We start from the raw sequence: 10,436 nt of genomic DNA, 5'->3' as shown, positions 1-10,436 counted from the left end.
TTCTTCCTCAAAAGCGCCCACCTGGAGGGGATCCGGCTCTTCGTCACCCGCTGGGTCATGAGCTATCTCAAAGGCCCGCTGACCAAGGAGGAGATCTCGCGGCTCATGGGCGGCAAAAAACAAGCCGAATCCTCCGATACCGCCGCTGCCCGAAGCGAAAGCAGCGACGGATACGGCAGCGCTCCGGTCCTGGAGGCCTCCATCCCCCAACATTACGAACCCGATCCCTCCGGGAGCCATCGTTACCGCCCCTGGCTGGCCGCCCGCTGCGCTATCGAATATCACGATCAACGGCGGGGTATTGACCAGAATGTCACAGAGACCGATTGGCTGGAGCTGGATCCGGCCATGAACGAAGCCGAGTGGGAAGGGCGCCAGGTGGAGGATCTTCCCTTTGATCGCTGGCCGATCAAGGCACCCAGCCAGGCCCGTTTCGCTCCACTGCCAGGTTTCATCAGCCAGGATTCGGGCCTGCGAAAAAGTGCCGCCGCTTTGAAAGATCTTCTTTACCAAAATGAACGGCTCTCCCTCTTCCGCTGCCGCAAACTTCGTCTGGAATCCACGCCGGGTGAGAGTGAATCCGATTTCAAGGTCCGGGTCCGGGAACAGCTCGACGAACTCAAAGAGGCGGAAATCGATAAGCTGCAGGAGCGCTACGGCGCCAAAGAGACCCGTCTGCAGGATCAGCTCAAACGGGCCATGGATCGGGTAGAGAAAGAGAAAAACGATCAGACCAGCTCCCTCATCAGTGTGGGGGCCTCCATCCTGGGAGCCCTTTTCGGCGGGCGCGGGCCCTCTGCCAGCAAAATCGGCACCGCCATCAACCGCAGCGGCCGGGTCCTGAGAGAGCGGGGGGATCTGAGCCGAGCCCAGGAACGGGTCGAAGCAGTCCGGGAGAAGCTCGAGGCCCTCGCCGATGAGCTGGAGGAGAAGATCGACGCCATCGATGCCAAATATTCGCTGGAGAACTATCCGATCGAGCCTTTCGCGCTGCGGCCGAAAAAGAGCGATATCCATATCGAAGAGATCGCCCTGGTCTGGCGGCCGGCGCTCTGACCCTCTCCCATCCAGCTTTCCTTAAAGACAGTTGGGTATAATACCGTCCCATTTTCTATCTCTATAGAGAATATATTCAATTTAAGAAAGGACCGTCATGCCGAAGATGAAAAGCGTCAAAGGCGCCGTCAAACGCTTCAAGGTCAAGAAGAGCGGCAAGATCAAACGCGGTACCGCGTTTCGCAGCCACATTCTGACCAAAGTGGACGGCAAGCATCATCGCCAGATGCGCAAAGCCAAATACGTCGACAAGGCCGATGCCAAGAACATCAAAGAGATGATCGCCTAAGGGCGATCGGTTATGCTCCCCCGATCAGGGGCAAGTTCGGACAGAGAGAATGTCCGACACCTGACTTTTCGCAGCAAAAGAAAATCAAGGTAAAGGAAAGCACCTATGAGAGTCAAAAACGGAATGACCCGCCATCGGCGGCACAAGAAACTCCTGAAGCAGGCCCGCGGTTTCTACAGCGGACGCCGCAAACATTTCAGAAAGGCCAAAGAGCAGCTCGAGCGCTCTCTGGTCTATGCCTATAGAGATAGAAGACAGCGCAAGCGCGATTTCCGCAAGCTCTGGATCATCCGGATCAACGCGGCCGCCCGCCTGAACGACATGAACTACTCCCGTTTCATGCACGGCCTGAAACTCGCCGGCGTCGAACTGGACCGCAAAATTTTGGCCGATATGGCTATGAACAACCCCGCCGCTTTCACCCAGCTGGCGGAAACTTCCAAAGCCGCACTGGCGAAATAACGCCGCATCCCTCCCTCTGTCGTCAGGGCAGGGGAGCCAGGGAACGGTTCAACTCCTCCCCGAATATTCTCACCGCTTCGATCCACTCCTGCATGAAGTGGCGTGTTCTGTTCAGATCGATCTCCACCCTGTCCGGCGAAACACGGATCCCCAGATCGGTTTCCTGCGGTGCGTGTTGTCCGGCTTTTTGGACCCCCTGACGGATCCCGCTCTCCAGTTGGCGGCCCAGAGCATCCAGGTAGGTTTTGGCCCGGCGCGTATCAATGATGAGCCGTCCCGGTTCCACCTCTATGCCCATTTTTTCCAATCCCGAAGCGGGGGCATGCGATTGGAACGTTTTGGAAGAGGGCACAGTCCGGGAAGAAGAGGGGAGCGCAACCGGCATGGAGTTCGGTGAAATCAGGTGAGGAGGGGAGGGCACCTTGGTACTTTGGTCCTCTTTGGTACCTCCACAGGCACTTACGAGAAACCCGCAGATAAAAATTGTCACTATTTGCTTCTTCGCCATACCTACTCCTTCTCTTTCCTACATTATAACCTCTCAATATGTGTTCCCTGTCTACAAGAGATTAATCAACAATTAGTCAACCGTTATTTTTTCCCTGATATATTTCCATTCACACTAATGGCATGCATCCAGAACTCTCCTGTTTCTCCAAAGCTCCTGTGACAGACAAAAGACAAGCTGAAGAAACAGGATTGATTTGTAACCTAATAAAAAACTATGTTATACTTGAATGATGATATTTTTTAGTATTGGACAGTTACTGTTTCTCGGACTGTTTGCTGATAAAGGAAAAACACTATGAGACATACCTTCGTACCACTTCTGCTGTTGTGGACAGTATCCGCTTCATTCCTCTCTGCCAGTCGCCTCCCTTCTCATCCGACAGAGAAGAGAGAGAATCTCTATACCGTTCAAAGCGGTGATTCTCTCTATACTATCGCTCATCATTACCATATTACAGTCGGGACCCTTCGCCAAGCCAACAATCTGGGTGAGCAAAATCTCATTCGCCCCGGGCAGAAACTCAGAATCCCTTCCATCGGGACCGCTGCCTCCACCAGGGCGGCGGTTTCTCTCCAGCACAGTGAAAAGAAACAAAAAGTTGCACAAAAGGGCATCCGCAAAGATTCAAACAAAAGCAAACGTCATCAGTCCTCCGTGGCAAAAGCTTCACAAACCTACAAAGTTCGAGCCGGAGACACCCTTTCGGTGATCGCACAGCAACACGGACTCTCCACCCGTGAACTCCGAGAAGCCAATCATCTCGGAAACGAGGCGCTGATTCGTGTAGGACAGACCCTCATCCTCCCCGTCAAGACTCCGGCTACCGCCAAGAAGAGCGAGAAACATGTAGCCAAGGCTTCGAAGGAAAAGACCGAGAAGGCCGATAGCCGTCAAAAAGCCTCCGCCCAAAACACTCCCGCTCTTTATGAAGTACAATCCGGAGATACTCTCTTCTCCATTGCCCGGAAATACCACACCCCTCTCAAGGATCTGATGAGCCTCAACAAAATTGCGCCCACCGATCTGATCCATCCCGGACAGAAACTCAAGATCCCCGGTATCACCTATCGCACCGTTGCCACCCAAGGCAAAGCGGAGAAGCAACAGACAAAAAAGATTGCCGAAACCTCCAAGCCTGTCATCTATACCGTTAAGCATGGTGATTCTCTCTGGGCCATTGCCCATAAGCATAAGGTTTCAATTGCAACTATCCGCCGACTCAACAAACTCAAAGCGGGACAAACCCTCCACAGCGGGATGAAGCTCGTCCTGAAAGAGGGAGAAAAAGGCAAGAGAGCAATACCAGCGGAAAAGAAGAAAAAGGCGCAGATTTATACCGTCAAACGAGGGGATACCCTCTGGGGCATTGCCCACAAGCACAAAACGACAGTCGCCAAACTCCGGCAACTCAACAAAATGGACAAAAAGGCGGTTATCCATAGCGGGATGAAACTGACCGTCGGCTATACCGACATTCCTGAAACCCGTCTCGCCCAAAAAAGCAAAAAGCCTGCCAAAAAGGTCAAAGTCGCGGTCAAAAAGTCTCAAAAGAAGAAGACCCGTCTGGCCCAAGCCAAGAAAAACAGATCCAAACACGGCAAAGCTGACCGTCGCATCCACAATGCCCTGGCCGCTCTCAATGCGAAAGGGAGCAGTCATGGATCAGGAGGGGGAGACTACAACGTCATCCGGATCGCCAAACGCTATCTCGGACGCCGCTATGTCTGGGGAGCCGAAGGGCCCAATACCTTCGACTGTTCGGGCTTTACACAATATGTCATGCGCAAATCCAAAGGGGTCCGCATCCCGAGAGTATCTCGCAAGCAGGCTTACTACGGCAAATATGTCAGCCGCCGTAATCTCAAGCCGGGAGATTTGATCTTTTTCGATACCTCCCACCGCCGTAGAGGCTATGTCAACCATGTAGGAATCTACATCGGCAACAACAAATTCATCCACGCCAGTTCCGCCCGTCACCGGGTAGTCATCACCAGCCTCAACCGCCCCTTCTACCGGGCACGCTTCAAGTGGGGACGCCGGATCAATTAAGTCAGTGCTGAGTGCTGAGTGCTGAGTGCTGAGTGCTGAGTTTGACATTACTTGACATAGTTGTCAACTCTTTTTCATGACGCTTTTCTTTTTTCTTCTTCATCGACTCGTTCCAAAATTTACCTGGGATCACAAGAGTCGTGCCGTCGGAAGCTATTGGCCCTTCCCCTTTCTCGAACGAAGGGGAGAGGGTGAAAATAATGTGGAGTAAAGGAGAGGAGATCTAGTCAGCCTTGAGGACTGCGCCTTTGCTGGCATTGGTGACGAGGGCACGGTATTGGCGCAGCCAGCGGCTCTCCAGCGGTTTGACCTTGGGGGTGAAGGCAGCCCGGCGGCGCTCTATCTCTTCGTCGCTGAGGCGAACCTCCAGGATGTAGTTGTCTACATCCAAATGAATCTCGTCTCCATCCTCCAGAAGTCCGATCATCCCTCCTTCGGCTGCTTCAGGTGAGACGTGGCCGATACTGGCGCCACGGGTTGCCCCGCTGAAGCGACCGTCGGTGATCAGCGCCACCTTGTCCCCCAGACCCATCCCCATAATGAGACTGGTGGGAGCGAGCATCTCCTGCATACCCGGTCCTCCCTTGGGACCTTCGTAACGGATCACCACCACATGACCCGGCTTGACCTTGCCGGCGGTGATTCCCTCGATCGCCTCCTGCTGGCTGTCGAAACAGATGGCCTTGCCGGTAAAGACCCGATCACCGACGATGCCGGCGGTTTTGATGACCGCCCCCTGTTCCGCCAGATTGCCGAAAAGAATCGCCAGCCCTCCAACCTCGGAGTAGGGGTTTTCGATCCGGTGAATGATCGTTTCGTCCTTGATCTCCGCATCAGCGATCCGCTCGAAGAGGCTCTCCCCTGTCACGGTCAGGTTATCCTGAAGGACTCCATCTTTACGCCGGTTCATCTCGTGCATCACCGCCGAAACACCGCCGGCTCGGTTGATATCCTCCATGTGGACTGTCGTCAATGAGGGAGAGATCTTGGCGATATGGGCGACGTGCTTGCTGATCTCGTTGATCTCGGCGATATCGAAGTCCACGCCGGCCTCATCGGCGATGGCCAGCATATGCAGGATGGTATTGGAGCTGCCACCCATGGCCATATCCACGGCGAAAGCGTTGCGCACCGCCTTTTCATTGAGGATATTTCGCAGGCGGAACTTCTCGGTCGCCTCTTCGCTCTTGGCGATCTCGCAGATCCGGCGGGCCGCCCGGCGGTAGAGCTCCTCACGCTCCGGTGTCAGGGCCGGGATGGTACCGTTGCCGGGCAGGGCGATTCCCATGGCCTCCATGAGGGTGTTCATGGAGTTGGCAGTGAACATCCCCGAGCAGCTGCCGCCGCCGGGGCAGGCGTTGCACTCCATCTCCGTCAGGGTCGCTTCGTCGATCTCTCCCGCCTCGTACTGTCCGACTCCTTCAAAGACCGTCGCCAGGTCGATGGGCGTTCCGTCCGCCAGATGTCCCGCCGCCATGGGTCCCCCACTGACAAAAACCGTAGGCACATTGACCCGCAGAGCTCCCATGATCATCCCCGGGACGATCTTGTCACAGTTGGGAATGGCAATCATGGCATCGAGCTTGTGGGCGTTCATCATCGTCTCGACGCTGTTGGCGATGATCTCCCGGCTGGGGAGAGAGTAGAGCATCCCGTCGTGCCCCATGGCGATACCGTCATCCACACCGATCGTGTTAAATTCGAAAGGGACGCATCCGTTGGCCCGAATCTCCTCCTTGATGATCTGGGCGACTTTGTTGAGAAAGAAGTGCCCGGGAACCATATCGGTATAAGAGTTGGCTACCCCGATAAAGGGCTTATCGAAGTCCTCATCTTTGAGCCCGATGGCCCGAAGCAGGCTCCGGTGAGGCGCCCGATCATAACCTTTTTTGATCTCATCACTGCGCATTGCACGCTCCTTTGTCATAATATAGATTCCCGATGATTATACTCAGGTTAGCTTTGACATTTTAGAATTCTCTGTTATAATTGCAGTCCGATTTTTGAGCGCGGGAGTAGCTCAGGGGTAGAGCACAACCTTGCCAAGGTTGGGGTCGCGGGTTCGAATCCCGTCTCCCGCTCCAGAATCACAATATCGATCTTTCATAAAAAATCGGAAACTTTTACGATGTTCCCGGAGCCCGGATGGTGGAATTGGTAGACACAGGGGACTTAAAATCCCCCGGCCATTGCGGCTGTGCCGGTTCAAGTCCGGCTCCGGGCACCATCCTTGTTATTTTCGGCGCCATAGCCAAGTGGTAAGGCACGGGCCTGCAAAGCCCTGATCCCCGGTTCGAATCCGGGTGGCGCCTCCAAACCTCCGAATATAATTATCCTCCAACGTTTTCCGGGAGATGGCCGAGCGGTTGAAGGCACCGGTCTTGAAAACCGGCGTAGTGAAAGCTACCGTGGGTTCGAATCCCACTCTCCCGGCCACTGCATAAAAGCAAAATCACACGATTTAATAAAAAGCCAGAGAAGAGAAAATCGCAACTTCAGAGACCGCAACCGCCTTGGATACTGAAGCTGTTCTGATAGCCGCACTCAGGGCAGCTGAAGGTCACCAGTTTCGGTCCACAGCCGCCGCCCCGTTCATCGGTGAGTGAGATGCTTCGGTGTCCGCATCTGGGGCAGGTGCCCGACTGAATGATCCGAAGCTGGTCATTTTTCTCACGGAGGTAATAGATATAGGCCAGCACACTGCCGATACCTATAATCAGCAGGAAAAGCAGCAGATAAAAGTTAATGGAAACCTCCTCAGGCGCCGAAGCGCTCCAGGAGTTTCTCGGGTTTGAGCTTGGTGAGATCTTCGGGAATGTTTTGATCCAGCTTTTGACTCACGTCGGGATCGATCCGGTCCAGCAACGCTTTGTTATGCTCGGCGGGGAAAGCCAGATGCCAACGCTTGGGAGTTTCTTCACGCATCGTCTTCATAATGAAATCGGCAATCTCTTTAAGTAGCCGCTCTTCAATCTCCAATTTCAGGTTGTGGGGCTCTCCACTCTCTCCGGCTCCGTGAGGGGCTTTGTTGCGTCCGACTTTGTCGCTGACCTCTTCGGAGATCTTGCGGTGGGCATCCACAAAATCCGCCGCCTTCACCAGCTCCGTGCGCAACGCCTCGATGAGCGTACCCCGGTTGTGCTTGTGGCTGGTTTGAGCGTCATCTTTGGGGTTGATGACGGTCTCTTCATACACACGATAGATTTTGACCTCACCCAGGTCCCCAACGACAATCAGGCTATCCAAAAGTTCATTGACATTTTTCATTTTCATTCTCCTTACTCCGTTTTGCACATTATAGCATCAGCAGCCCCTTTTGGAAGAGCAACCTATGTCACTTTGGTCTCGAGAGGGAGCCTTATCGCATTCCTATCGAAAATGGTATATAATAGATAGATAATTTATCAACACAAGGGAGGAAATGATGTCAAGGATTACTGTTGGGAAAAGGACATTATTCGCTGTGGCAATAGCGACAGTGTTGGGAGTGAGCGGTTGTGCTACCAAAACTCAAACCGGGGCACTGACCGGAGCCGCCATCGGGGGAATCGGCGGGGCAATGCTGGGCAATTCCAAAACTGCCGCCGTCGGTGCCGCTGCCGGAGCCGTCACCGGAGCCATCATCGGCAAACAGCTCGACAAACAAGGCAACTAACCCTGCAAGGGGACTAAAGTTCCCCAAATGCGCGATTCTGAAAAAACACTGCAATATATTATAGTTTCTACTTAGAATACCTGTAATTCCGAATTTGTACCGCCCAATATGCTCAATATCTTTAAGGCCGATTGCTTTGAAAAAGCATAATACTCTGGAACTTTGATAGAGATTATGAGAATTAGGAGGAAATGGTGGCCCCAACAGGACTTGAACCTGTGACCACCACCATGTCAAGGTGGTGCTCTACCAACTGAGCTATGGGACCGCTCTCGAAGGAGTGGAATTATAGACAGTGAATCCTTAAATTACGATGAAACACTGCAGCCCCTCTCTGTCAGCCCTGCCACTGTACAGCGGAGCACATCCTCCAGAATCTCTTTGGCCACCAACTCAGCAGTATTGATGACCCGGTCCACCCCGAAACTCTCGATAATCTCCTGTTGACTCCGATTGCGTACCGCTACAACGGTGTGAATCCCGGGGGCCACCCGGGTCAGGGCATCGACGACCATCCGAGTCTTTTCGGCGTTTTCTATGGCCACCACCGCCGCCATCGCCCGAGGAGCCCCCGCCTCTTTGAGAATCACATCCGACGCGGCATTGGCCAGCAGGATCGGTTCTTCGCGCTCTCGCGCCTCTTCCACCAGTCGGTAATCATGCTCGATAATGAGATAGGGAACCGAACGTGCTTTGAGACCGGCGGCAATCTTCTGCCCCAGAGGGCCGTATCCCAGGATCAAAACATGATCCCGATATCCGCTGGAGACGATGGGGATATCTGCCTCCGGCTCCCGAGCGAAAAGACGATCGGCAATCGTACGGAGATGGTTGAGGATAAAAGGGGTGACGATCATACTCAAAACCACCGTGACAATCAGCAGCTGATCCACCTCGGGATCGATCAGCCGGTTCTGGGCCGCAATGGCAAAGATCGCCAGGGCGAACTCCCCTACCTGCATCAGGGCCAGCGCGCTCTTGAGCGCGGTACGCCGCTGCAGAAAACGGCTCAGCAGCAGGAAGATCACCAGGGCCTTGGCCGACATCACTCCGATCAACAGGAGAGGGATCAGCAACCAGTGTTGCCAGAGTATCGAGGGTTCGATCTGCATCCCGATGGTGACAAAAAAGATCCCCAGAAAGAGATCCCGGAAGGTCATCAGATCCGCTTCGATCCGATACTTGAAACGGGTTTCAGCCAAAGTCATCCCCGCCAAAAAAGCCCCCAGAGAGTAGCTGAAGCCGAGACGGTGCGCCAGATAGGAGACTCCCACCACGATCGTCAAACCCGCCAGCAAAAAGATCTCTTCCGAATCTGCCGAGAGGGTCCAAGCCAGAAAACGCTCCAACACATAGCGTCCCAGAACGAAAATAATCAGCAGGAGCATCGCCGCATCCAGTGTCGTCCAGAGCAGCATATCGGCCACGGAACGCTGTGGAGCGGTAAAGAGGGAGAGCATCAGCAAAAGCGGAATCACCGCGATATCCTGAAGCAGCAACACCCCCAGGACTACCCGACCGTAGCCGCTGTGGATCTCATTGCGCTCTGTCAGCATCTTGAGGACAATGGCCGTCGAGGAGAGGGCCAGGGAGAAGCCGATGATGATGGCGCTTTTGAGCTCCAGACCCAGAATTTCATGGGCAAAGGCTCCGAAAAGGTTGCCCGTCACCACCATCTGCAGGCCGCCGTAGAGAAAGACCTCCCGCCGCATCTTCTTCAGATGCCGGACGGAAAACTCCAACCCGATCGTGAACATCAGAAAAACGATGCCGAACTCCGCCAGTTGATGAAGCGATTCATCATGCTTGGCGTGACTCAGGCCGAAGATCTGACTGATAATGGCCCCGGCGAAAATGTAGCCGATGACCGTGGGGATCTCGTAACGCTTGAAAAAGACATTCAAGAGCGTCGCAATGACGACCGTCGTCAGAATGATCGTCAGGAGATTGTCCACACTTACGCCTCGTGCTTAGAGCATATAGTGGGGAATATCGAGGGTCAATTCGGCGACGAAGGTCTTGCTGACCTTGCCGCCGAAACGATAGCGTCCCTCTTTGAACTCCAGATAGAGCTCGTCGCCGCTGCGGGGGAAAACGACACAGAGATCTCTCGCTTTGCCCTCTTCTCTCGCTTTGACATAGCAGGCGGTCATTCCGGTGCCGCAGGCCAGGGTCTCATCCTCCACCCCCCGTTCATAGGTCCGTACCCGCAGCTCGTCATCCGCGATGGTATAGATGTTGACATTGGCGTCATACTCCTCCCGCAGGCGGCGGGCCATAGCCAGATCGAAATCCTCCAGATCCTCCACTTCCGTCACCAGGTGAGGAACCCCGGTATCGAGGAGCCACCAAAGACGCCCTTCCTCCTCGATCGCGGTATTGATGATCCGAGGCTCCAGCATGTCGGTCACCAC

At 54.3% G+C, this 10,436-nt stretch carries 10 protein-coding genes, 5 tRNA genes and 1 pseudogene; 9 read left to right on the top strand and 7 right to left on the bottom strand.

Translation table 11 applies throughout. The features are described 5' to 3' along the window. The 3 genes from F8I07_RS03950 to rplT form a co-directional block, all read left to right on the top strand. A partial coding sequence (locus F8I07_RS03950; protein ID WP_367264404.1) for a coiled-coil domain-containing protein occupies nt 1-1,056 on the top strand: 1,056 nt, incomplete at its 5' end. 97 nt (nt 1,057-1,153) lie between these two features. Further along, nucleotides 1,154-1,345, top strand: a complete 192-nt coding sequence (gene rpmI / locus F8I07_RS03945; protein ID WP_292656005.1) for a 50S ribosomal protein L35 — start codon at nt 1,154-1,156, stop codon at nt 1,343-1,345. 105 nt (nt 1,346-1,450) lie between these two features. Further along, nucleotides 1,451-1,807, top strand: a complete 357-nt coding sequence (rplT, locus tag F8I07_RS03940; protein WP_292656003.1) for a 50S ribosomal protein L20 — start codon at nt 1,451-1,453, stop codon at nt 1,805-1,807. A gap of 22 nt (nt 1,808-1,829) precedes the next feature. Here rplT and F8I07_RS03935 read toward each other — a convergent pair whose 3' ends face one another. After that, nucleotides 1,830-2,105 carry a hypothetical protein gene (locus F8I07_RS03935; RefSeq protein ID WP_292656001.1) on the bottom strand — a complete coding sequence of 92 codons (276 nt, stop codon included), beginning with the start codon at nt 2,103-2,105 and terminating at the stop codon, nt 1,830-1,832. Nucleotides 2,106-2,612: 507 nt separating this feature from the next. Here F8I07_RS03935 and F8I07_RS03930 point away from each other — a divergent pair. Further along, nucleotides 2,613-4,367, top strand: a complete 1,755-nt coding sequence (locus F8I07_RS03930) for a LysM peptidoglycan-binding domain-containing protein (RefSeq protein WP_292655998.1) — start codon at nt 2,613-2,615, stop codon at nt 4,365-4,367. 223 nt (nt 4,368-4,590) lie between these two features. Here the strand turns inward: F8I07_RS03930 and ilvD are convergent, their stop codons facing one another. Continuing rightward, nucleotides 4,591-6,276: a dihydroxy-acid dehydratase gene (gene ilvD, locus F8I07_RS03925; protein ID WP_292655996.1), complete on the bottom strand. Its 1,686-nt coding sequence runs from the start codon at nt 6,274-6,276 to the stop codon at nt 4,591-4,593. Nucleotides 6,277-6,376: 100 nt separating this feature from the next. On the opposite strand from ilvD, the gene F8I07_RS03920 reads away from it, so the two are divergent. The 4 genes from F8I07_RS03920 (at nt 6,377) to F8I07_RS03905 (ending at nt 6,803) form a co-directional block, all read left to right on the top strand. Beyond that, a tRNA-Gly gene (locus tag F8I07_RS03920) sits at nt 6,377-6,451 on the top strand. Between the two features lie 55 nt (nt 6,452-6,506). Beyond that, nucleotides 6,507-6,594, top strand: a tRNA-Leu gene (locus tag F8I07_RS03915). A 14-nt stretch (nt 6,595-6,608) separates the two neighbouring features. Then, a tRNA-Cys gene (locus F8I07_RS03910) sits at nt 6,609-6,682 on the top strand. Between the two features lie 33 nt (nt 6,683-6,715). Then, nucleotides 6,716-6,803: transfer RNA gene (locus F8I07_RS03905), tRNA-Ser, on the top strand. A gap of 59 nt (nt 6,804-6,862) precedes the next feature. On the opposite strand, the gene F8I07_RS03900 is transcribed toward F8I07_RS03905, so the two are convergent. Both F8I07_RS03900 and F8I07_RS03895 read right to left on the bottom strand, forming a co-directional pair. Next, on the bottom strand, nt 6,863-7,066 hold the full coding sequence (locus F8I07_RS03900; RefSeq protein WP_292655994.1) for a hypothetical protein: 204 nt from the start codon (nt 7,064-7,066) through the stop codon (nt 6,863-6,865). A gap of 58 nt (nt 7,067-7,124) precedes the next feature. After that, on the bottom strand, nt 7,125-7,634 hold the full coding sequence (locus F8I07_RS03895; protein WP_292655991.1) for a host attachment protein: 510 nt from the start codon (nt 7,632-7,634) through the stop codon (nt 7,125-7,127). Between the two features lie 196 nt (nt 7,635-7,830). Between F8I07_RS03895 and F8I07_RS03890 the strand changes: the two genes are divergently transcribed. Continuing rightward, a complete protein-coding gene (locus F8I07_RS03890) occupies nt 7,831-8,022 on the top strand; it encodes a glycine zipper domain-containing protein (protein WP_292655987.1) in 192 nt (63 codons plus the stop codon). A 192-nt stretch (nt 8,023-8,214) separates the two neighbouring features. Here the strand turns inward: F8I07_RS03890 and F8I07_RS03885 are convergent. The 3 genes and pseudogenes from F8I07_RS03885 to F8I07_RS03875 all read right to left on the bottom strand — a co-directional run. Then, nucleotides 8,215-8,290 (bottom strand) — tRNA-Val (locus F8I07_RS03885). A 40-nt stretch (nt 8,291-8,330) separates the two neighbouring features. Continuing rightward, complete coding sequence (locus tag F8I07_RS03880) at nt 8,331-9,977, bottom strand: cation:proton antiporter (RefSeq protein ID WP_292655984.1); 1,647 nt, start codon at nt 9,975-9,977, stop codon at nt 8,331-8,333. Between the two features lie 15 nt (nt 9,978-9,992). After that, nucleotides 9,993-10,436 (bottom strand): annotated as a pseudogene (locus F8I07_RS03875) (diaminopimelate epimerase); the annotation flags it as partial.

The sequence above is a fragment of the Nitratifractor sp. genome (genome assembly GCF_015487065.1).
In the GTDB taxonomy this organism is placed as follows: domain Bacteria; phylum Campylobacterota; class Campylobacteria; order Campylobacterales; family Sulfurovaceae; genus Nitratifractor.
Note: the sequence above shows the minus strand (reverse complement) of the source record. Positions and strands in the feature narration are given on the sequence as shown.

Excerpts from the sequence above, each read along its gene's own strand:
- F8I07_RS03935 (WP_292656001.1), bottom strand. The coding sequence starts at position 2,105 with ATGGGCATAGAGGTGGAACCGGGACGGCTCATCATTGATACGCGCCGG.
- rpmI (WP_292656005.1), top strand. The coding sequence starts at position 1,154 with ATGCCGAAGATGAAAAGCGTCAAAGGCGCCGTCAAACGCTTCAAGGTC.
- ilvD (WP_292655996.1), bottom strand. The coding sequence starts at position 6,276 with ATGCGCAGTGATGAGATCAAAAAAGGTTATGATCGGGCGCCTCACCGG.
- F8I07_RS03930 (WP_292655998.1), top strand. The coding sequence starts at position 2,613 with ATGAGACATACCTTCGTACCACTTCTGCTGTTGTGGACAGTATCCGCT.
- rplT (WP_292656003.1), top strand. The coding sequence starts at position 1,451 with ATGAGAGTCAAAAACGGAATGACCCGCCATCGGCGGCACAAGAAACTC.
- F8I07_RS03895 (WP_292655991.1), bottom strand. The coding sequence starts at position 7,634 with ATGAAAAATGTCAATGAACTTTTGGATAGCCTGATTGTCGTTGGGGAC.